Source organism: Actinosynnema mirum DSM 43827 (genome assembly GCF_000023245.1).
In the GTDB taxonomy this organism is placed as follows: domain Bacteria; phylum Actinomycetota; class Actinomycetes; order Mycobacteriales; family Pseudonocardiaceae; genus Actinosynnema; species Actinosynnema mirum.
In genome coordinates this window covers 6673964-6695463 of the sequence record NC_013093.1, presented here as the reverse complement: position 1 = coordinate 6695463, position 21500 = coordinate 6673964, and the positions used below count along the sequence as shown (strand labels likewise).

Annotated in this window: 17 protein-coding genes; 10 read left to right on the top strand and 7 right to left on the bottom strand. The window is 75.5% G+C overall.

Annotated features, from left to right (window positions below; genetic code table 11):
* Positions 1-69: 69 nt before the first annotated feature.
* The 3 genes from AMIR_RS28135 (at position 70) to AMIR_RS28125 (ending at position 6418) form a co-directional block, all read left to right on the top strand.
* Entirely contained in the window at positions 70-2931 is a 2862-nt protein-coding gene (locus AMIR_RS28135; RefSeq protein ID WP_015804376.1) for a helix-turn-helix transcriptional regulator, read from the top strand.
* Between the two features lie 218 nt (positions 2932-3149).
* Positions 3150-3902 carry an ABC transporter ATP-binding protein gene (locus AMIR_RS28130; protein ID WP_015804375.1) on the top strand — a complete coding sequence of 251 codons (753 nt, stop codon included), beginning with the start codon at positions 3150-3152 and terminating at the stop codon, positions 3900-3902.
* The gene (locus AMIR_RS28125) at positions 3902-6418 is read left to right on the top strand and encodes an ABC transporter permease (protein ID WP_015804374.1); all 2517 of its coding nucleotides are present in this window, start codon (positions 3902-3904) and stop codon (positions 6416-6418) included. The genes AMIR_RS28130 and AMIR_RS28125 overlap by 1 nt, the downstream gene beginning before the upstream one ends.
* Before the next feature lie 407 nt (positions 6419-6825).
* On the opposite strand, the gene AMIR_RS28120 is transcribed toward AMIR_RS28125, so the two are convergent.
* The 3 genes from AMIR_RS28120 to AMIR_RS39675 form a co-directional block, all read right to left on the bottom strand.
* Positions 6826-7857 carry a LacI family DNA-binding transcriptional regulator gene (locus tag AMIR_RS28120; protein WP_015804373.1) on the bottom strand — a complete coding sequence of 344 codons (1032 nt, stop codon included), beginning with the start codon at positions 7855-7857 and terminating at the stop codon, positions 6826-6828.
* A 399-nt stretch (positions 7858-8256) separates the two neighbouring features.
* A complete protein-coding gene (locus tag AMIR_RS28115) occupies positions 8257-9375 on the bottom strand; it encodes a GNAT family N-acetyltransferase (protein ID WP_015804372.1) in 1119 nt (372 codons plus the stop codon).
* Positions 9376-9668: 293 nt separating this feature from the next.
* Positions 9669-10064: a hypothetical protein gene (locus AMIR_RS39675; RefSeq protein ID WP_015804371.1), complete on the bottom strand. Its 396-nt coding sequence runs from the start codon at positions 10062-10064 to the stop codon at positions 9669-9671.
* Positions 10065-10593: 529 nt separating this feature from the next.
* On the opposite strand from AMIR_RS39675, the gene AMIR_RS28105 reads away from it, so the two are divergent.
* The gene (locus AMIR_RS28105) at positions 10594-11601 is read left to right on the top strand and encodes an AraC family transcriptional regulator (RefSeq protein ID WP_015804370.1); all 1008 of its coding nucleotides are present in this window, start codon (positions 10594-10596) and stop codon (positions 11599-11601) included.
* Here AMIR_RS28105 and AMIR_RS28100 read toward each other — a convergent pair.
* From AMIR_RS28100 to AMIR_RS28090, 3 genes are read right to left on the bottom strand one after another with little or no spacing between them, the layout of a single operon-like run.
* Positions 11592-13646, bottom strand: coding sequence for a 3-hydroxyacyl-CoA dehydrogenase NAD-binding domain-containing protein (locus tag AMIR_RS28100; protein ID WP_015804369.1), 2055 nt, complete (start codon positions 13644-13646; stop codon positions 11592-11594). The two genes, AMIR_RS28105 and AMIR_RS28100, sit on opposite strands and share 10 nt — an antisense overlap.
* 1 nt (position 13647) lies before the next feature.
* Positions 13648-14850 (bottom strand): acetyl-CoA C-acetyltransferase, encoded by a 1203-nt coding sequence (locus AMIR_RS28095; RefSeq protein ID WP_015804368.1) that lies wholly within the window; start codon positions 14848-14850, stop codon positions 13648-13650.
* Positions 14851-14910: 60 nt separating this feature from the next.
* Positions 14911-15444, bottom strand: a complete 534-nt coding sequence (locus AMIR_RS28090; RefSeq protein WP_118947660.1) for a GNAT family N-acetyltransferase — start codon at positions 15442-15444, stop codon at positions 14911-14913.
* A 108-nt stretch (positions 15445-15552) separates the two neighbouring features.
* Between AMIR_RS28090 and AMIR_RS28085 the strand changes: the two genes are divergently transcribed.
* Together AMIR_RS28085 and AMIR_RS28080 are read left to right on the top strand one after the other, a co-directional pair.
* Positions 15553-16698, top strand: a complete 1146-nt coding sequence (locus AMIR_RS28085) for an acyl-CoA dehydrogenase family protein (protein WP_015804366.1) — start codon at positions 15553-15555, stop codon at positions 16696-16698.
* Positions 16698-17819, top strand: coding sequence for a CaiB/BaiF CoA transferase family protein (locus tag AMIR_RS28080; RefSeq protein ID WP_015804365.1), 1122 nt, complete (start codon positions 16698-16700; stop codon positions 17817-17819). The genes AMIR_RS28085 and AMIR_RS28080 overlap by 1 nt, the downstream gene beginning before the upstream one ends.
* Before the next feature lie 316 nt (positions 17820-18135).
* On the opposite strand, the gene AMIR_RS28075 is transcribed toward AMIR_RS28080, so the two are convergent.
* Positions 18136-18459 (bottom strand): hypothetical protein, encoded by a 324-nt coding sequence (locus AMIR_RS28075; protein WP_143760934.1) that lies wholly within the window; start codon positions 18457-18459, stop codon positions 18136-18138.
* A 701-nt stretch (positions 18460-19160) separates the two neighbouring features.
* On the opposite strand from AMIR_RS28075, the gene AMIR_RS40705 reads away from it, so the two are divergent.
* From AMIR_RS40705 to AMIR_RS28060, 4 genes are all read left to right on the top strand, one after another.
* A complete protein-coding gene (locus AMIR_RS40705) occupies positions 19161-19322 on the top strand; it encodes a hypothetical protein (RefSeq protein ID WP_162945568.1) in 162 nt (53 codons plus the stop codon).
* A 179-nt stretch (positions 19323-19501) separates the two neighbouring features.
* Entirely contained in the window at positions 19502-19993 is a 492-nt protein-coding gene (locus tag AMIR_RS28070) for a hypothetical protein (protein WP_015804363.1), read from the top strand.
* Positions 19994-20619: 626 nt separating this feature from the next.
* Positions 20620-21090 carry a glucitol operon activator-like protein gene (locus tag AMIR_RS28065; protein WP_015804362.1) on the top strand — a complete coding sequence of 157 codons (471 nt, stop codon included), beginning with the start codon at positions 20620-20622 and terminating at the stop codon, positions 21088-21090.
* A 23-nt stretch (positions 21091-21113) separates the two neighbouring features.
* The gene (locus AMIR_RS28060) at positions 21114-21416 is read left to right on the top strand and encodes a DUF3817 domain-containing protein (RefSeq protein ID WP_015804361.1); all 303 of its coding nucleotides are present in this window, start codon (positions 21114-21116) and stop codon (positions 21414-21416) included.
* The last annotated feature ends 84 nt before the right edge of the window (positions 21417-21500 follow it).

Below are 21500 nucleotides of genomic sequence, written 5' to 3'. Positions count from 1 at the left end.
GCGCAACGGTGCGGCTGCTGGTTGATCAAGCTCACGTCGATGCCAAGCCAGGTGTGCGACCATGCAGCCGTGGCACGTCTCGGTTCCGGAATCCCCCTGGTGGCGCGCGTCCGGGAGCTCACGGGCCTGCGGACAGCGCTCCAGGACGCGGTGCTCGGCAGGCCGGGCGCGGTGCTCGTCTCCGGCGAGGCCGGGGTCGGCAAGTCGCGGCTGGTCGACGAGCTGGCGCGCTCGGCGGGCGACGCGCTGGTCCTCGGCGGTCGCTGCCTGGACGTCGCCGAGACCGGGGTGCCCTACCCGCCGTTCACCGAGGTCGCCCGGCGGGTGCGCGCCGAGGGGCTGCTCGACCTCGACGCCCGGCCCGCGCTGCGCTGGCTGCTGCCCGAGCTGAGCCCGGTCCCCGACCGGGGCGCGGTCGACCCGCACGGGGTGCGGCTGCCCGGCAGGCGGGGCGAGCAGGACACCGGGCAGCTGCGGCTGTTCGACGCCGTCCTCGCCCTGCTCACCGACCTCGCCGCGCGCGGCCCCGTGCTCCTGGTGCTGGAGGACCTGCACCTCGCGGACGCCTCCACCCGCGCCCTCCTGGTGTTCCTGCTGTCCCGGCTGCGCGACCAGCGGCTGCTCGTGGTCACCACGCACCGCTCCGACGACCTGCGCCGCGACCACCCGCTGCGGCCCGTGCTCGCCGAGCTGGGACGCCTGCCGTCGGTGCGGCGGCTCGACCTCGCGCCGCTGAGCGCCATCGACACCCGCGGCCTCGTCGCCGCGCTGGACGCCGGCCTGTCCGACGAGCTGGTGCTGCGGGTCGCCGAGCGCGCCGAGGGCAACCCGTTCCTGGCCGAGGAGCTGGCCGCCGACCCGCACACCCTGGGCGAGCCGTCGCTGGCCCGCGCGTCCCTGCTCGGGCCGGGGGCCGCGCGCGTGGCGCGGGTCGTCGCCGTCGCCGGGCGCCCGCTGCGGGCGGTGGACCTGGCGGCGTTCACCGACGACGTCGAGCTGGGGGGCGCGCTGCGCGAGGCCGTCCGGCACGGCGTGCTCGTCGAGCGGGACGGGGCCTACCGGTTCCGGCACGCGCTCGCCCGCGAGGCGGTGCTCGCCGACCTGCTGCCCGGCGAGCGGGTGCGCCTGCACGCCGCGTTCGCCGAACTGCTCGGGACCACCACCGGGCGCGGCGTCGCCGCCTCGGTGGCCCACCACGCGCTGGCCGCCGGGAACCCGGCGCTGGCGCTCGCGTCGTCCGTGCGGGCGGCGGCCGAGGCGGCGGCCTGCGGGGCGCCCGCCGAGGCGCTGCGGCACCGCGAGGTCGCGCTGCGGCTGTGGACCACCGCCGGGCGCACGCCGTCCGGGATCACCGAGGCCGACCTGCTTCGCCAGGCGTCGTGGGCCGCGGGGGCCAGCGGGCTCCCGGAGCGCGCGGTGGCGCTGGCCCGCGCGGGCGTCGAGCTGGTCGACGGGACCGGGCCTGAGGCCGGGGCCGCGCTGTGGCTGCGGCTGGCCCGCGCGCTGGCCGAGCTGGACGACGCCGACGGCGAGCGCGAGGCCGCCGTCGAGCAGGCGTGGCTGCTGCTGCGGGACCGGCCCGCGTGCGCCGAGCGCGCCGAGGTGCTGGCCGGCTGGGCGGCGGCGCTGCACGAGGGCGGCAAGCGGGCCGAGGCCGCCGAGCGGGCCGAGCAGGCCGTCGCCGACGGGCGGGCCTCCGGTGCCTGGGCCGCCGTGGCCGACGCGCTCACCACGCTGGCGGTGCTGGACGCGGAGGACGGGCGCGGGGAGTCGGCGCTGCGCAGGCACCTGGAGGCCGTGGAGCACGCGCGCGGCGGCGGCGCGGTCGGGGCCGAGCTGCGGGCCCGGCGGGCGCTGGGGCGGTTCCACCACGACACCGGGCAGCCGGGGCGCGCGGTGGAGGCGTTCGACGCCGGGGTGCGCCGGGCCGACGAGACCGGGGTCGCGTGGAGCGCGCTGGGCGTGGAGCTGCGGGCCTGGCAGGTGCTCACCCGCTACCGCGCGGGCGACTGGGCCGGTGCCGCGGGCGCCGCCGGTGAGGCCGGGGCCTGGGGGTCGGAGCGGTTGGCCGCCGCGCGCGCCCAGCTCCTGGTGGGGCGCGGCGAGTTCGAGGCCGCCGAGCGGGAGCTGACCGGGTTGCGCTGGTCCCGCGACGCGTGGACCGCCGAGGTCGCGGGCGCGGCCGACGTGGAGCTGCTGCTGTGGCGCGGCCAGCCCGACTCGGCGGTGGACCGGGCGGTCGAGGCCACCGGGGTCTGCGCCTGCCCGGCCGGGGTGCTCCGGCTGCTCGCGCTCGGCGTGGCCGCGTGGGCGGAGCTGGCCGGACGGGCGCGCAGGCGCCGGGACCGGGACGCCGAGGAGCGCGCGGTCGCCGAGGGGCGGGCGCTGGCCGGACGCGCCAGGGCCGTCCGGGGCGGCGGCGCGGACGCGGCGGCCTGGCTGGCGCGCGTGGACGCCGAGGAGGACCGGCTCGTCGGCGGGGTGGTCACCGGGCCGTGGCTGGTCGCCGCCGAGCTGTACGGGGACGCCCACGAGCAGGCGGTGTGCCGGTGGCGCGCGGCCGAGACCGCCCTGGCGCGCGGGCAGCGGGAGCAGGCCGCGACCCTGCTGAAGGCCGCCGACACCGCGGCCGAGCTGCTCGGGGCGCGCCCATTGCGCGACGCGGTGCGGCAGACCGCCCGGCGCGGCCGGGTCGTGCTGCGCGGCGAGGTGCCCGGCGGGCAGGTGGACCCGTTCACCCCGCGCGAGCGCTCGGTGCTGGCGCTGGTGGCGCTCGGGCGCACCAACCGCGAGGTCGGCGAGGAGCTGGTGATCAGCGAGAAGACGGTGAGCGTGCACCTCACCCGCATCATGGCCAAGCTCGGCGCGGGCAGGCGCGGCGAGGCGGTGGCGATCGCGTTCGAGCGGGGGCTGCTGGACGTCACCGGCTAGCCGGTGCCACCGGGGGATGAGCCCGGCGGCTCCCCGGTCATCCCGCAGGGGGACCGCCCTCCCCACCGGGGGGCTGATCGCGCACCCGCCGCCGAGGCGACGCCCGCGCACACCGCCCCGCCCTAGCGTTCTCCCCGTCAGCCAGAAGCGCGGCGGACGCACGGGAACGCGGTGAGCGGACCCGGCCCGCAGGCGCCCCGACCCCAGGGAGCACAACCATGTCCGCAGTCGTGTCCGACGTCGGAACCCGGACCGCCGTGGAGGCGACCGGCCTGGTCAAGGTGTACGGCAAGGGCGACACCGCGGTGCACGCGCTGGCCGGGGTCACCGTCGCCTTCGAGGCGGGCCGGTTCACCGCGATCATGGGCCCCTCGGGTTCCGGCAAGTCCACCCTCATGCACTGCCTGGCGGGCCTGGACGACGTGGACGGCGGCCAGGTCCGCGTCGGCGGCACCGAGATCACCGGCCTGGGCGACAAGGACCTCACCAAGCTCCGCCGCGACCGGGTCGGGTTCGTCTTCCAGTCGTTCAACCTCCTGCCGACGCTCACCGCGGAGCAGAACATCCTGCTCGGCCTTGAGCTGGCGGGCCGCAAGCCCGACCGGGAGTGGTTCGACACCATCGTCGAGGTGCTCGGCCTGCGCGACCGCCTCAAGCACAAGCCGACCGAGCTGTCCGGCGGCCAGCAGCAGCGCGTGGCCTGCGCCCGCGCCCTGGTCGCCCGGCCCGACGTGGTGTTCGCCGACGAGCCCACCGGCAACCTGGACTCGCGCTCCGGCGCCGAGGTCCTGGACTTCCTGCGCATGTCGGTCCGCAAGCTCGGCCAGACCGTGATCATGGTGACGCACGACCCGGTCGCCGCCTCCTACGCGGACCGCGTGGTCCTGCTCGCCGACGGCCACCTCGCGGGCGACATCACCGCCCCCACCGCCGACAGCGTCCTCGCCGCGCTCAAGAACCTGGGGGCCTGATGCTGCGCACGATCATCGCGGGGCTGCGGGCCCGCACCGCGCGGCTCGTGCTCTCCTCGATCGCGATCGCGCTCGGCGTCGCCTTCGTCACCGGCACCCTCGTGCTCGGCGACGCCATCGACGCCAGCAGCCGCGAGGAGTACGCCAAGAGCTCCCGCAACGTCGCGGTGTCCGCCCAGGTCAACGGGGACGCCTCCGAGCTGACCAGCATCCCGGCGTCCGCGCTGGCCGAGGTCAGGGCCGTGCCCGGCGTCAGCGGCGCGGACAGCCGCGCCACGGTGTGGGCCGCGCTCGTGGACAGCAGGGGCAAGGCCCGCGAGGCCCGCGTGCAGACCCTGGCCACCACCCCCGAGCTGCGCGAGTTCGACCTCGCCGACGGCCGCTTCCCGCAGTCCGCCGACGAGATCGCGCTCGACGAGCGCGGGGTCAAGTCCACCGGCCTGAAGATCGGCAGCACCACCACGCTGATGAGCCAGGAGAACGGCGACCACCGGCTCACCGTCGTCGGCACCTACCGGCAGTCCAGCAACCCGATGTCCCTCGGCTACGGCGAGCAGGGCGTGGTCACCCCCGAGCTGATGGCCACGCTCGGGGACGAGCCGGTCACCGGCGAGGTCGTCGCGCTCGCCGCGCCCGGCAGCAGCCCCGAGCAGCTGCGCGACGCCGTCGCCGCCGCGCTCGGCGGCGAGTACCGGGTGCGCACCGGCGCCCAGGTCGAGGCCGACACCATGGAGCAGCTCGCGAAGCAGGGCGTCAACTTCACCCTGCCGCTGCTGGTGTTCGCGGCCATCTCGCTGGTCGTGGCCTCCATGGTCATCTACAACACGTTCACCATCCTGGTCGCCCAGCGCACCAAGGAGCTGGCGCTGCTGCGCTGCGTCGGCGCCAACCGCTCGCAGGTGTTCCGCAGCGTGCTCGCCGAGGCGCTGGTGATGGGCCTGGTCGCCTCGGTGCTCGGGCTCGGCGCGGGACTCGGCGTCGCGGCCCTGCTGCAGCAGGGCATCGGGGCGCTCGGCGCGGGCAGCACGTCGGCCGCGCAGACGCCGATCACCTGGACCACCGTGCTCGCCGCGTTCGCGGTCGGCGTCCTGGTCACCGTGCTCGCCGCCGCCCTGCCCGCCCGCAAGGCCACCCGCGTCGCGCCGATCGCCGCGCTGCGCAACCAGATCGACAGCGGCGACGACGTGCGCCGCGCGGGCAAGCTCCGCATCGCCTCCGCCGCGCTGCTCGTCGTGGCGGGCGCGGGCGCGCTCGTCGTCGGGCAGCGCGCCGAGCAGCTGGAGATGTCCATGTTCGCCAGCGCGGCGGGCGCCATGCTGCTGCTCGCCGCCGTGGTGCTGCTCGGGCCGCTGCTGGTCGGGCCGGTCAACAAGCTGCTCGGGATCGTGCCCGGCCTGCTGTTCGGGGTGCCCGCGAAGCTCGCCGTCGGCAACGCCGAGCGCAACCCGCGCCGCACCGCCGCCACCACCGCCGCGCTCATCGTCGGCGTGTCCATCGTGGTCTCGGTGACCGTCGTCGGCGGGTCCGTCCGGGAGACCGCGACCCAGCGGCTCGACGAGCAGTACCCGGCCGACTTCACCGTCAACTCCTCGGTCTACGGCAGGCAGCTGCCCGTGGCGCTGGCCGACCGGCTCGGCGCGGTGCCGCAGGTCGCGCAGGCCGAGCCCACCTCCGAGGTGTACGCCGAGTCCGGGTACTTCATCGGCGTGCGGCGCAGCGCCCTCGGCAGCGTCGTGCTGCCCGAGGTGGTCGAGGGGTCCCTGGACGCGCTCGGGGACGGCGAGCTCGCCGTCACCGAGGAGTACGCGAAGTCCGCGGGCATCAAGATCGGCGACCGGGTCAAGGTCGGGGACGTCGAGAACCGCGACAAGACCGAGCTGGAGGTCGTCGCCGTCGTCACCGGGCGGCAGATCGGCTACGGCCTGACCACCCTGGCCACCGCCGAGTCGGTCAACTCGGCGCAGCCCGGCCACAGCAACGTCATGGTCAAGCTCAAGGAGGGCGTGGACACCGCCGACGGGCGCGCGGCCCTGGAGAAGGTCACCGACACCTCGCCGCTGGCCGTGATCAGCTCGGCCGCCGAGACCAGGGACCTGATCAACAGCCAGGTCGACCAGATGCTCGGGTTCGTGTGGGCGCTGATCGGGCTGGCCGTGCTGATCGCGCTGTTCGGCATCGCCAACACGCTCGCGCTGTCCGTGCTGGAGCGCACCAGGGAGACCGCGCTGCTCCGGGCGCTCGGGCTCACCAAGGGGCAGCTGCGGCTGATGCTGGTGGTCGAGTCGGTGCTGATGGCGCTGATGGGGGCCACGATCGGGCTGGTGCTCGGCATCGGCGTCGGCTGGGCGCTGACCAGCTCGTTCGGCGGCGACGGCATCGAGATCGTGCTGGACGTCCCGGTGGGGCAGATCGCCGTGATGCTGGTGGCGGCCGTGATCGCCGCGGTGATCGCCGCCGCGATGCCCGCCAGGCGCGCGGCGCGCACCTCGATCGTCTCGGGGATGGCGGAGGAGTAGGCGGCTGAGCTTGGCGCGGTGCGAGGGCTCGGGGGCCCGCGCACCGCGCCGGGGCAAGGGGAGAACGGGGCGGGGCCGGACCTTCGGGTGCGGCCCCGCCCCGTTCTTTGAAGATTTTTTGTCCCGGCGCGTCCCGTTCCGGGCGATGCTCCCTCAGAACGGGTGCGGGTCGGCCCGAGCGAGGGCCGGGCCGACCCGCCCAGCGCCCGAACAGGGCGCTGGGCATCGTCGCGCGGGCCGCAGGGCCCGGTGCCCGAATGCCACGGCGCGCAGTGCCGGGCCGCGCGACATCCCGCCCCCCGGCCGGGCCGCACGACGTCCCGCCGCAGGCGTCTTCGCGCTCGTGCCACCACAATCCGGAGGCGCGCGCCCGTGCTACCCCGGCCGGACTCGCGTCCGCCCCACCCCTAAGCCGACTCGCGCCGCACCAGTTGGGTGGGGAGCACCTGGCGCTTGGCGCGGACCTGCTCGCCGCTGAGCAGCCGCAGCAGGTGCGCCACCATGTGCGACACCTGGTTCCCAGTGTCCTGGCGGACGGTCGTGAGCGCGGGGGTGGTGTGCGGGGCTATCGACGGGTGGTCGTCGAAGCCCACGACCGCCACGTCCTCCGGCACCCGCCTGCCCGCCTCGCGCAGCGCGTCCAGCGCGCCCGCCGCCATCAGGTCGCTCGCCACGAACACCGCGTCCAGGTCCGGCGCCCGCCCCAGCAGGGCCGCCATGGCGCGCTTGCCGCCCTCGCGGGAGAAACCGCCGTCCTCGGTGAGCAGCGCGGTGCGCTCGTCGTCCGCGCCCAGCGCCCGCCGCCACCCGGCCAGCCGGTCCGCGGCGGCCAGCTCGTCCAGCGGGCCGGTCACCGACGCGATCCGCCCGCGCCCCAACGACATCAGGTGCCTGGTCGCCAGCTCGCCGCCGCCGGTGTTGTCGTGGTCGACCGAGTTCAGCCCGCGCAGCGAGCCCCACGGCCTGCCCGCGTACACCACGGGCAGCGGCAGCTTGCGGGCCAGCGCGAGCAGCCGGTCGCCCTTGTGCGGGGCGAACACCAGCGCGCCGTCCACGTGGCCGCCCTGCAGGAAGCGCTGCGCCCGGTCCTGGTCCTGCGGCGAGTGCGCGAGCATCAGGACCATCTGCACGTCGGCGTCGGCCAGCGCGCGGGCGGCGGCCCTGGTGAGCCAGGCGAAGTGCGGGTCGTCGAAGATCTTGGGCTCGGGCTCGGAGAACACCACCGCGACCGCCCCGCTGCGCCGCGTCACGAGCGCGCGAGCGGCCTGGTTGGGCTGGTAGCCGAGGTCGCGCGCCGCTGCCGTGACCGCCTCCTGCGCCTCGGGGCTCACCCTCGGGGACGCGTTGAGCACCCGCGACGCGGTCGCACGGGAGACACCCGCTCGTGCTGCCACGTCCTCCAACGTGGGGCGGGCGTTCACGTGCGACTGGACGGACACCGGCACCACTCCCGGACGCTGTTCGGCGAAAGCGTCAGCTTAGCCGGACAACACCCGCCCGGGAGCGCTCCCGGGCAACGCCGGACGGGTGGTGGCGCGACCGGGGACGCGCGTCGCGGGCGGGCGGGCGGAACCGGTGGGCCGCCGCGGCCCCCGAGCCGCGCCCAGCCGGGCGGGGCCACCGGCCCGTTCGCGCTCCACCGGCCGGGCGCCTGCCCCGTTCGCCCTCCTCCGCCGCCCGATCACGCGCGGGCGAGGGGTGTTCGGAAAGCCCGGCGGCGCCTGCGGACTTCCCGCCGCGCGTGGACCACCCCGCCGCTTCCCCCGCCGCCGCCCCGCCCCGCCGCACCATCCGGCCGCCCCGCCGCCGCATTACCCGGCTGCCACGCCGCCCAGCCGTCACGCCGTCCCCGTGCGCCGCACCGCCTCCGCCGCGACCCGCCCCGGCAGCGCGCCGCGCTCACCGCCCACCGCGAGCACCTCGACGTCCCCGCGCCCCTCCACCGACCCGCGCACCGCGATCGACACCCGCAGCGCCCCGTCCTCGCGCCGCGCCGAGCACACCAGCCCGGCCCGCTCCGCCGCGCGCCGCAACCCGGTCTCCTCCGGCAGGCACCACGCCACCAGCTCCCGGTGCCCGTCCGCCCGCGCCGCCCGCGCCAGCTGCGCCAGCAGCGCCGCCCCGATCCCGCGCCGCTGCCACTCGTCCTCCACCAGCACCGACACCTCGGCCACCTCGGGCTCGGAGGTGCGGATCAGCTGGCCGATCGCCACCACCCGGTCCGCGCACTGCGCCACCAGCGCCGTCCCCCTCGGCGGGGCCAGCAGCCGGTGCAGCCAGCGGCGCGGCAGGGCGCTCACGCCCGCGTGGTAGCGGGCGAACAGCGACCGCTTCGAGCACCGCCCGTGCAGCGCGGCCACCGCCGCCTCGTCCGAGGGCAGCCCCGTGCGGATCACCACCGCCATCCCGTCGCCGGTCACCGTCCCGGTCGGCGCGCTCGCCCCGGTCGCGCCCACCAGCTCGGCCAGCGCCCGCGCCCTGGTCAGCTCCACCTCGGTGAACGGCGTCCACGCGCGCCGGGCGACCACGGTCACCCCGTCCGAGGACAGCAGGTGCGCGGTGTTCCCGTCCTGCTCCGGCGGCTCGGGCAGCGCCCGCACCCAGTCCGCGCCCAGCACCGACCGCAGCGCCTCGGCCAGCGCGGCCGGGTCGGTCAGCGCGGCGGAGGCGGCGCGCAGCGCGGCGGCGGGCGCGTCGACCAGGTCGCGCACGTCGGCGCGGGTGATCCCGACCGCGCGGGCCCCCTCGGCGCGGATCTCCTCGACCAGGTCGGCGGGCAGCACGCCCGGCCCGGTGGTCACCACCAGCTCGTCCACCACGCCGCCGGGCACCGGGATCGCCGACAGGGCCAGCACGTTGCAGTCGCGCGCGGCGAGCCTGATGCTCACCCTGGCCAGGGCTCCGGGGCTGTCGGGCAGCTCGAACCGCAGCCGCCAGGTCTTCGGTGTCGGGTCCATCGCCACAGGGTGGCGCGGCCACGTTGCGACCGGGGGACGGTGGCGTTTCCGCCTGCGATCACCGACCCCTGAACGCCCCGAGCCCGCGCGCTCGCCCACCCGCGCCCGTGAGCCCGCCCGCACCCGCTCGCCCACCCGCGCCCGCTGGTCCACACCCGCCGCGACGTCCGGCGGTGGTCCGCTCCCCGCGGGCCCGGTCCGCCCCGCGCGGGTTCACACCCCTCGTCCGCCGACCCCGCCACGTTCACACTCACCGCGACCGCCCGTCACCGCCCGTCACCGGGCCGGTCGGGTCAGTCCTTGCAGTGGTCCGGCGGGAACAGGTTCAGCGGCCCGCACTCCCACCCCTTGGTGGTCGTCGTGGTGGTCGGCGCGGGCTCCACGGCCTTGGTCGGCTCCTCCGCCTTCGGCGGTTCCTCGACCTGCGGCGGCGCCTGCTCCCTGGTCGTCGTGGTCGTCCGCGTCGTCGTGGTGGTGGTCGTGCTGGTCACCACCGATGACGGGGGCGCGGAGCTGCTGCTCGACGGCGCCTCGGAAGAGCTGGGCGCGCTCGACGACACCCCCGTGGACCAGGTCGGGGACGGGATGCCGCCCTCGGTCTCGTCCCCGCTGACGTACACGCCGATGAGGACGCCCGCCAGCGCCGAAGTGGCCAGCGCCAGGCCGCCCGCAGCCCACACCACCCGCACCCGCAGCCTCCTCGGAAGATCCCGCCCGGACGCCCCGCGCGGGGGTGGGCGGGGCTGACAGTACCGCTCGGCGCGGGGTGATCCGCACCCCTGTCTCCGCGCCCGGCCCCCGCCGCTTGGGCCATCGGCGCGCACCCCGCTGCACCTAACGGTCGCGGACCGTTCAGGTCACCCGATCGGCTGTTCGGGCGGAGCCGCTGGTGCGTCACGCAAAAGCAACGCGCCGGTAACGGAACGTGTGCGGTTGCCGCCGGTCGCCGTATTGACGCCACTGGTCTAGACCAACTATCGTTTTGTGGCGGGAACCACAACGACGTCCCTCGTGGGTGGGCGGGCGGATGCCCCACCGACGAGGCGCTGAGGACCCCACGACGGGTCCGGGCAACCGGGGTGGCGACGCGGGACCTTCTCTCCCCGACCCCGCGTCGCCGCTCCCCGGCCCTCCGCCCCTGGGCCCTCCGCCCCCGGCCCTCGCCAAAGGGGCTCGGAGCGCACCACCGGCCCCGCCCGTGCGCCACACTCGGAGCCGATGCTCACCAGGACCGTCGCCATCCACTACGTCACCGCGGCCCTGCGCGGCGCGCGGCGCGCGGGCAGACCCGTCGAACCGCTCCTCGACGTCGCGGGCATCGGCCCCGCCCTGCTCGCCGACACCCGCGCCCGCGTCACCCCCGAGCAGTACACCCGCCTGATCCAGGCACTCTGGGACGACCTGGACGACGAGTTCATGGGCCTGGCCCCGCGCCGCAGCAAGCGCGGCACGTTCGCCACCATGTGCCTGCTCGCCGTGCACTGCCCGTCCCTGGAGTCCGCGCTGCTCCGGGGAATGGCGTTCTACGACCTGTTCGACGTCGAGCCCGCGCCCGCCCTGCGCGCCGACCCGACCGCCCCCACCGCCAGCCTCGAACTGGACACCGGGGCGCTCGACGACCCCGACCGCTTCCTCGTCGAGTCGCTCCTGGTGCTGTGGCACCGCTTCTCGTCCTGGCTGATCGGCCGCCGCATCCCGCTGCGCTCGGTCCGGCTCGCCCACCCCGAACCGCCGCACGCCGCCGAGTACCACCTGATCTTCGGCTGCCCGCTGCGGTTCGACGCGGGCGTCACCGCGCTGGAGTTCGACACCCGCTTCCTGCGGATGCCGGTCGCCCAGGACGAGGCCGCGCTGCGCCGGTTCCTGCGCAACTCGCCCGCCGAGCTGCTCTCCCGCCGCGACCACGGGGCCGCCACCTCCGGCCAGGTCCGCCGCGAGCTGGGCTCCGGCGCGCCCGGACTGCCGGAGGTGGCCGCCAGGCTCGGGGTGAGCGCCGCGACGCTGCGCCGCAGGCTCACCGCCGAGGGCACCACGTTCCGCGAGGTCCGCGAGCAGCTGCTGCGCGACCAGGCGGTGGCGAGCCTGGTGCGCGGCGGCGAGTCGGTGGAGGAGCTGGCGCTGCGCCTGGGCTTCTCGGAGGCCAGCGCCTTCCACCGGGCGTTCAAGCGCTGGACGGGCAGCAGCCCCGGCGCGTACCGCACCGGGGCCGCCCCGCGCTACCGGTAGTCCTCGCCCGACTTGGCCCGCTCGCGCAGCGACGACGGCGGCCGGAACCGCTCGCCGTAGGTGTCCGCGAGGTAGTCGGCGCGCTCCACGAACGCCGCCAGCCCGTAGGCGTTGGCGAACTGGAGCGTCCCGCCGCTCCACGGCGCGAACCCGAACCCGAGGACGCTGCCCACGTTGGCGTCGCGCACCGACGTGAGCACCCCCTCGTCCAGGCACCGCACCGACTCCAGGGTCTGCGCGAACAGCAGCCGGTCCTCGACGTCCCGCTCGGTGACCCCGGCGTCCGCGCGCCCGTACCGGGCCAGCCCCGGCCACAGGAACTTCCGCCCGCCCTCGGGGTACTCGTAGAACCCGGCCCCGCCGGACTTGCCGGTCCGCCCCTCGGCGACCAGCTCCTCCACCACCCGCACGCCCGCGCCGCCCGCCCCGGTCCCGCCGTCGGCCACGGCCTGGTCGCGGATGCGCAGCTGGAGCGTCAGCGTCACCTCGTCGGACACCGCGAGCGGCCCCACGGCCATCCCGGCGCGCTTGGCGACGTTCTCCACCAGCGCGGGGGCCACGCCCTCGCCGACCATCGCGATGGCCTCGGTGACGTACGCGCCGAACGTGCGCGAGGTGTAGAAGCCCCGGCTGTCGTTGACCACGATCGGCGTCTTGCCGATCTTCAGCACGTAGTCGAACGCGCGGGCCAGCGTCTCGTCCGAGGTCCGCTCGCCCCGGATGATCTCCACCAGGCGCATCTTCGGCACCGGCGAGAAGAAGTGCAGCCCGATGAACCGCTCCGGGTCCGCCACCGCCCCGGCGAGCCCGGTGATCGGCAGCGTGGAGGTGTTGGACGCGATCACCGCGCCGTCCAGCGCGGCCGACCCGGCGTCCGCGAGCACCCGGTTCTTCAGCTCCCGGTCCTCGAACACCGCCTCGATCACCAGGTCGCACCCGGCGAGGTCGGCGTCCGAGTCGGTGGGCGTGATGCCGGGGTTCTCGCCCGCGCCGCGCCGCGCGGCCTCCAGCGTCACGTCCTTGAGCACCACCGGGATGCCCGCCCTCGCGGTCACCTCGGCGATCCCGGCGCCCATCATGCCCGCGCCGAGCACCCCGACCCTGGCCACCGAGGTGCGCTCCACACCGGACGGTCGCGACCCGCCCGCGGCGATCTCGCCCAGCTGGAACCAGAACGTGCCGATCATGTTCTTGGCGACCTGCCCGGACACCAGCTCCAGGAAGTACCGGTCCTCCACCACGAGCGCGGTGTCGAAGTCGACCAGCGCGCCCTCCACGGCCGCCGCCAGGATCTTCTCCGGCGCGGGGAACGCGCCCCGCGTCCTCTTGTGCAGCACGGCGGGCGCCGCCGCGAGCACCCCGTACGACTGCGGGTCGAACGCCCGGAAGCCGGGAACGGCGTGCCCCTTGCGGTCCCACGGCTGCACCGGCTCCGGGTTGGCCGCGATCCAGGCCCGCGCCTTGGCGAGGAGGTCTTCCTTCGAGGAGGCCAGCTCGTCGACGAACCCGGCCTCCAGCGCGCGCTTCGGGCGCAGCTGCTTGCCCTCCATCAGCAGCGGCAGCGCGGCCTGGAGACCCAGCATCCGCACCATCCTGGTGACCCCGCCGCCGCCGGGCAGCAGCCCCAGCGTCACCTCGGGCAGCCCCAGCTTGATCCGGTCGTCGTCCAGCACCACCCGGTGGTGGCAGGCCAGCGCGATCTCCAGCCCGCCGCCGAGCGCCGCGCCCGCGATCGCGGCCACCACCGGCCTGCCGAGCTTCTCCAGCCTGCGCAGCTGCGCCTTCACGTCCGACACGCCCGCCAGCACCTCGGCGGAGTTCTCCGGCGTCACCGACACCAGCAGGTTCAGGTCGCCGCCCGCGAAGAACGTCTTCTTCGCCGAGGTCAGCACCACACCCGCGATCTCGTCGCGCTCGGCCTCCAGCCGGTCGACGACCGCGCCCATCGCCTCCTGGTACTCGGCGTTCATCACGTTGGCCGAGCCCGACATGTCCATGGTCAGCGTGACGACGCCCTCGGCGTCCCGCTCGTAGCGGATGGCCATCTCAGACCCTCTCGATGATCGTCGCGATGCCCATGCCGCCGCCCACGCACAGCGTCACCAGGCCCCGCCGCAGGTCCCGGCGCTCCAGCTCGTCCAGCAGCGTGCCCAGGATCATCGCCCCGGTCGCGCCCAGCGGGTGCCCCAGCGCGATCGCGCCGCCGTTGACGTTGACCTTCTCGTCCGGCACGCCCAGCTCCCGCTGGAACCGCAGCACCACCGACGAGAACGCCTCGTTGACCTCGAACAGGTCGATGTCCTCCACGGTCAGCCCGGCCCGGTCCAGGGCCTTGCGCGCGGCCGGGGCCGGACCGGTCAGCATGATCGTCGGCTCGGTGCCCACCACGGACGCCGCCAGCACCCGCGCCCTCGGCGTGAGCCCCAGCTCCCGGCCGACCCGCTCGCTGCCCAGCAGCACCGCCGCCGCCCCGTCCACGATCTGCGAGGAGTTGCCCGGCGTGTGCACGTGCGAGATGCGCTCGACCTGCGGGTACCGGTCGATGGCCACCAGGTCGTAGCCCAGGTCGCCGTGGAACTGGAAGCTCGGCTTGAGCCCGGCGAGCCCTTCGAGGGAGGTCTCCGGCCGGATCGCCTCGTCGTGGTCCAGCACCACCGTGCCGTTGCGGTCCACCACCGGCGCCAGCGACCGCTCGAACCAGCCCTTGTCGCGGGCCAGCACCGCCCGCTGGTGCGAGCGCACCGCGAACGCGTCCACGTCCTCCCGGCTGAACCCCTCCAGGGTCGCGATCAGGTCCGCGCTCACCCCCTGCGGCACGAACCGGGTCGCCGCGCTGGTCTCCGGGTCGGCCATCCACGCGCCGCCGTCCGAGCCCATCGGCACCCGCGACATCGACTCGACGCCGCCCGCCACCACCAGGTCCTCGAACCCGGACGCCACCTTCGCCGCCGCCAGGTTCACCGCCTCAAGCCCGGAGGCGCAGAACCGGTTGAGCTGCACGCCCGCAGGCCGCACGTCCCAGCCCGCCGCCAGCACCGCCGTGCGGGCGATGTCCCCGCCCTGCTCGCCGACCGGCGACACCACGCCCAGCAGGACGTCGTCCACCGCCGAGGTGTCCAGGTCGTTGCGGGCCGCCAGCGCCGACAGCACCCCGGACACCAGGGAGATCGGCTTCACGCTGTGCAGCGACCCCCGCTTCCCCCTGCCGCGCGGTGTGCGCACCGCGTCGAAGATCAAGGCATCGGTCATGCGACCACCGTAGGCAGCGCGCGCCGCGCGGCCCATGACCGTTCGGGGTGACTTATCAGCTCACCGCTCGACGCGGTCCGCTGCTGCGAAGGACACCGTCGCGGGGGAGGGCGCGCCCGCCTGCTCGGGGACCCCGCCGCCGAGCCTGCGCTCCAGGTGCTCGCCCTCGCCGGCGAACCCCATCCGCAGGTACAGCCTGCGCGCCACCTCGTTGTCCAGGAACACCCGCAGCCGCACCACCGGCCACCCGTGCTCGCCCGCCCACTCCAGCACGTCGCCCACCAGCGCCGCGCCCACCCCGCGCCCGCGCGCCTCGGGCCGCACCCACATGGAGAACAGGTACAGCACCCCGCTGTCCTCCCAGTGCGGGATCGCGGCCACCAGCCCCACCGAGCCCTCCGCGCCCGGCCCCGCGTCCCGCGCGACGACCCGCACGCCCTGCTCGGGCAGCAGCGAGGTCCGCCAGTCCTGCTCGGTGTACCCGCGCTCCCGCTCCAGCACCGGCCCGAACGCGGCCGGGTCGCTGGCCAGCGCGGTCAGCCGGATGTCGCGCCAGGTCCGCCACGAGCCGGGGGTGAGCCTGATCAGTTCCACCCAGGCAGTGTGGCGCACCCCCGTGACAATCGCGCTCACCTAACCGGGCGGCTCGTGGTGCCGAGCGGTCATGGCGGGGCGGGCCGCGCGGTGGCAGCGTCCCAGGTCATGACCGCGCGCCGATCACCGTGGATGACCGAGGACCTCGACCAGCTGCGCTCGCTCGCCAGGACGTTCTTCGCCAAGGAGGCCGTGCCGCACCAGGAGCGGTGGGCCGAGCGCAAGCAGGTCGACCGCGAGTTCTGGACCAAGGCGGGCGAGCTGGGACTGCTGTGCCTGTCGGTGCCCGAGGAGTACGGCGGTGGCGGCGGCACGTTCGCCCACGAGGCGGTGCTGCTGGAGGAGCAGGCGCGGTCCGGCGACAGCGCGTGGGGCGGCAGCGTGCACAACGGGATCGTCGCCCACTACCTGCTCGCCTACGGCAGCGAGGAGCAGAAGCACGAGTGGCTGCCGAAGCTCGCGAGCGGCGAGCACGTGGGCGCGATCGCGATGTCCGAGCCGGGGGCCGGGTCGGACCTGCAGGGCATCACCACGCGGGCGCGGCGCGACGGCGACGGGTACGTGCTGTCCGGCTCGAAGACGTTCATCTCCAACGGCGCCCAGGCCGACCTGGTGATCGTGGCCGCCAAGACCGACCCGGAGAAGGGCGCGGCCGGGATCTCGCTGCTGGTGGTGGAGGCCGCGCGGGCCGAGGGCTTCCGGCGCGGGCGGGTGCTCGACAAGCTCGGCTTGAAGGGGCAGGACACCTCGGAGCTGTTCTTCGACGACGTCCGGCTGCCCGCCTCCGCGCTGCTCGGCGGCGAGGGGCAGGGGTTCGTGCAGCTCATGCGGCAGCTGCCGCAGGAGCGGCTGGTGATCGCGGTGTCGTCGGTCGCGGGCATCGAGGCGGCGCTGGAGCTGACCCTGGACTACGTCAAGCAGCGGTCCGCGTTCGGGCGGGAGCTGATCAAGTTCCAGAACACCCGGTTCACCCTCGCCGAGTGCGCGACCGAGGCGCGGGTGGCGCGGGCGTTCGTCGACGAGTGCGTCGGGCTGCACCTGCGCGGCGAGCTGGACGTGCCCACCGCCGCGATGGCGAAGTGGTGGTCGACCGAGCGGCTGTGCCGGGTCGTGGACGAGTGCGTGCAGCTCTTCGGCGGGTACGGGTACATGACCGAGTACCCGATCGCGCGCGCGTGGGCGGACGCGCGCGTGCAGAAGATCTACGGCGGCACCAACGAGATCATGAAGGAAATCATCGCGAGGAGCCTGTGATGGCCGGGCCGCTGGCGGGCCTGCGCGTGGTGGAGCTGGCCGGACTCGCGCCCGCCCCGTTCGGGTGCATGGTGCTGGCCGACCTCGGGGCCGACGTGGTGCGCGTGGACCGGATCGGCGCGGGCGGCGCTCCCGGCGACCTGCTGGGGCGCGGCAGGCGCTCGGTGGCCGTCGACCTGCGCTCGCCCGAGGGCGCCGCGCTGGTGCTGGACCTGGTGGAGCGGGCCGACGTGCTCGTCGAGGGCTACCGCCCCGGCGTCACCGAGCGCCTGGGCCTGGGCCCCGCCCGGTGCCTGGCCCGCAACCCGCGCCTGGTCTACGGCCGGATGACCGGCTGGGGGCAGACGGGGCCGCTGGCGGAGCGCGCCGGGCACGACATCGACTACATCGCGGTCGCGGGCGCGCTGTCCCCGATCGGCCGCGCGGGCCAGCCGCCGACCGTGCCGCTGAACCTGGTCGGCGACTTCGGCGGCGGCGGCCTGCTGCTGGCCGTGGGCGTGCTGGCGGCGCTGCACGAGCGGGACCGGTCGGGGCGCGGGCAGGTCGTGGACGCGGCCATGGTGGACGGGGCGGCGCTGCTGACGACGTTCCTGCACGGGATGCGGCGCGGCGGCGCGTGGCGGGGGGAGCGGGGGCGGAACCTGCTGGACGGGGGAGCGCCGTTCTACGACGTGTACGAGACCGCGGACGGGCGGTACGTGGGCGTGGGGGCGCTGGAGGAGAAGTTCTACGCGGAGCTGGTGGACCTCCTCGGGCTGGTCGACCCGCCGCCCCGCGAGGACCCGGCGACGTGGCCGGAGCTGCGGGCGCGCATCGCGGAGGCGGTGCGGGGCCGCACGCGCGACGAGTGGGCGGCTCTGGCGCAGGGCCGCGACGCCTGCCTCGCCCCGGTACTGGACCCCGACGAGGCGCCTGCCCACCCGCACAACGCCGCGCGGGCCACGTTCGTGGAGGTGGACGGCGTCCCCCAACCGGCCCCGGCCCCCCGCTTCGACCGCACCCCGACGGCGGTACCGGGGAGCGTGCCTGCGGTGGGGGAGCACACGGACGAGGTGCTGGCGGAACTGGGACTCGCACCGGACCGCGTCACCGCGCTGCGCACGGCGGGCGTGATCGGCTGACACACGGGAGGGGGGCCGCTCGTCCCCGGACGAGCGGCCCGCTCACCCGGTTCCGGCCTGCTGCCGGGCTCGACCCGCTGCCCGGCCCGGCCGCCACCTGTCTCAGCCGCTGCGGGGCATCGCCCCACCGCCCGACTCCAATCCGCTGCGGGGGACCGACCTCGCCACCCGATTCCGCCGTTCCGCGCCCGGCCGCACCTGTTGCCTGCCGCCTCGCCGGCCCTGTCCTACCGCCGTGGGGTTCCGGGTCGGAGCTCACCCGGCCCTGGCCCGCTGCCACCCGGTTCCGCGCCACCCACATCCGGCCTGCCGCTGCTCACCCGCCCCTGACCACCGCTCGCCTGGCTTCCAGCCACCCGCGCGGCTCCAACCCGCCGCTGCCCGCCATGCGGTGCCCCGGTCGCTGCCTGCTGCCCGCTGCCCGCGTCCCAACCCGCCGCCCGCGTCCGGAACCGAGGTCCGCGCCCCAACCCGCCGCCCGCGCCCGCAGCCGAGGTCCGCGTCCGCAGCCGAGGTCCGCCGTCACCCGGTCCGCGTCGTCATCGCCGTCGTCATCGCCGTCGTCATCGCCGTCGTCATCGCCGTCGTCATCGCCCCGCGCGCCCGACCACCCGCGCGCCGCCACCCACCTGGCCTGCACCGTTGCCACCACCGCGCGCACGCCTGCCACTCACCCGCCCCGCACCCACCGGGCCGCCCGCCCCCTGCCCGAACGACCACTGCGGGTTGCCCGAGCGCCCTCGGTCGTTTTTCCGCGCAACCCCAACGTTCCCGCTGGTCAGCGACTCGACTTTCGGCCGGCCCGGCGCCTCCCGCAGCCGCGCCGCCAACCGGCTCTTCCGCTACCCGCCGGTACCGCGTAAGAATCTGAGGTTCCCCCACCGCCCGCATTCCGGAACAAATCCGACCCACCCCCGCCGCAGATGATCGAAAAAAGGCTGCGGAAAACCCCGGAGCGCGGCGTGAGGAATTCAGGACGCGCCCGACTCTCCTGTCACGCTGCGTGCGTGACCGAGCGCATCCGAGTGATCCGGCGGGGCTGTGCTGGAGGTGTGGCGGAGCTCCGATGTTCGTGCCGTGTGGGAGGTGTGCGCGGAGCCGCCGAGCGGCCCGTCACCCACAGCATCGGCGTTCAGCCCAACGGCCTTGATAGTCCGTTCGGGTGGTCATCGGTCGGGTCACTCGTCGCCCAGGGTGTCTTCCGAGGGCTGAACGGAGCAGCTCGGCGCGTTCTCCCCGTGTCATCCGGGTGAGTGGTGGACCATGGCCTGTGTCGAGCCGGGTGACGGGCTGTCCCCGGACCCGCTCGCGCCGCCCCGGTGAACGGAGGGAGAGCGCTCGGTGGAGCTCAAGAAGGTGCTGTCGCTGGCGGGTGTCGCGCTGGTGCTGTTCTTCCTCATCACCCAGCCCGACCAGTCCGCCGAGACCGTGAAGGGGGTGCTGGCCTGGCTGCGGGAGAGCGCCGAGTCGATCATCACCTTCATCCGCGCCCTGTTCGAGTGATGCCCGGCCATCTCGGTCACTTCACGTGATCGAGTTGGTCCGGCGCTCCGCCTAGCGGGTGAAATGAGGGCTATAACACCCTGGTAACAGGGTTTTTGGCAAACAAGGGTCTAGCGGTTGTCGGAACCCCCGAATACGGTGCGCTGCATTGGCTGATCTTCGACCGACGAGGAGGCGGAATGGTCGAGGACTCCGGAGTGGACGAGCTGCTGCGTCAGTGGGCGGCTGAGCGCTCCGACGACGCCGAGCTGCGCGAGGTGAACCGGATCAAGGACGCGTGGCTCGCCGAAGCCCCGCAGTCCGCGCCGGCGATCCCCGTCCAGCGGGCGACCGGCGGGTACCGAGGGGGCTCGGTCAAGGTCGAGACCGCGGACCCCGCGTACGTGGCGGCGATGAGGAAGCGGGCGCCCGAGGCGCCCGAGGTCCTCCTCGCGGCGGCGGCCAGCTACTGGCAGCTGGTCGGCGACCTCGCCGAGGCCGAGCTGTGGTGGGACGCGGGCATCAGCCCGATGGACCAGCGCGCGCTCGACTACCGGGCGGCGGGCCTGAGCCCGGCCGACCTGGGGCGCAGGCTCGGCCCCATGACCGTGCTCCAGCACCTCCGCCGGGGCAGCGCCGCGGCCTGGTGCGTGGCGCGGCTGCAGAGGCAGCGCCGGGACGGCGTCGCCTGACCCCCGTCCGGGACCGGGCTCCTGCGCGGGGGCCCACCCCACGACCGAGCGCGCGTCGCGACGCGGCGCGCCCCGAGCGGTCGCGAGAGGCCGTCCGCGCACGGCCTCGCACCGACCACCCCGGAACCCCGGCCGGACCCCAGCGGCCCGCAACCGGCTCCGGCAGCACGACGAGCCCGGAACACCCGAGGACCGATCCAGCCGAGGACCGGCCGAGGTGACCCGAGCGCGGTGACGACCGGTGCGCCCGAGCGGCGCACGGGCGGCCACTCCGGCAGGGCAGCACCCCGCCCTCGCCGGAGCCGACGGCCGACCCCGCCCGACACCACCAGGCCGACGAGCGCGACCAGGCGACCCTGACCAGCGGCACCCCTGCCCGGCAGGCCGCCACGCGCCGACCCCCAGGCCCACGCGGCGCCACGACGCCCCGCCGCCCGACCCGCTTGCGCCGACGTCCCACCGCCACCCCGAACCGGCGGCCCCGTCGACCCCTGCGCGGTCCACGGGCCCCACGGCGGGCGCCCGCGCCCCACCCCCGCCCCCGTGCCTGATCCCGCCCCCCGGCGACCGATCTCACACCCCAGGCCCCCACCCGCCTCACCCGACCGCGCGGTTAACCTGGACGCGTGGCAGGCCCCAGGATCACCTCCCAGCGCGTGACCATCGCCGCCGTCTGCCTGCTCTCCCTCCTGGCCTGCTGCGGCCTGGCCTGGTGGCAGTGGGAGCGGTTCTCCTCGGCCAACGGCACGTTCCAGAACCTCGGCTACGTCCTCCAGTGGCCCCTCTTCGGCCTGTTCCCGGCGTTCATGGTGTGGCGCGTCCGCCGCCTCGACGCCGCCGACGAGGCCGCCGACGCGGCCCTCGCCGCCGAGAGCGGACGAACCGGGCAGACCGCCGCGCCCGCCGCCGACCCCACCCCCGCGCCCGCCCTCCAGCGGATCACCCCGGCCCCGGAGCCCGGAGCGCGGACGTCGGTCGTTACGGTTGACCCCGTCAAGACCCCCGCGCACGACGGCTACGACGAAGACGACGAGGACGAGGAGATGGCGGCCTACAACCGCTACCTCGCCGAGTTGCACGCGCGGGACACCAGGTGATCGAACGCGGTGAGGGTGGGGCGATGAGTGGCGCGCTGAGCAGGTTCCGGCTGATGGCTTACGTGGTCGGCGTCGGGTTGCTCGGCCTGGTCGTCGCCATGCTGTTCAAGTACCTGGGCGACAGCGAGACGCTGATGCGGATCGTCGGCCCGGTGCACGGCTTCCTCTACGCCATCTACCTGGTGCTGACCGTCGACCTCGCCCTCAAGGCCCGCTGGACGATCAAGAGCACCGTGCTGGTCCTGCTCGCGGGCACCATCCCGTTCGTGTCGTTCTACGCCGAGCGCAAGGTCGTCGAGAGCGTCCGCGCGGGCCGCGCCCTCTGAGCGCCGCGCCCGACCCGCCGAACCCGCTGCCCGCGAACCGGGGAGCGGGTTCGTGCGATCCTTCCCCCGGCGGGCCGAACCCGA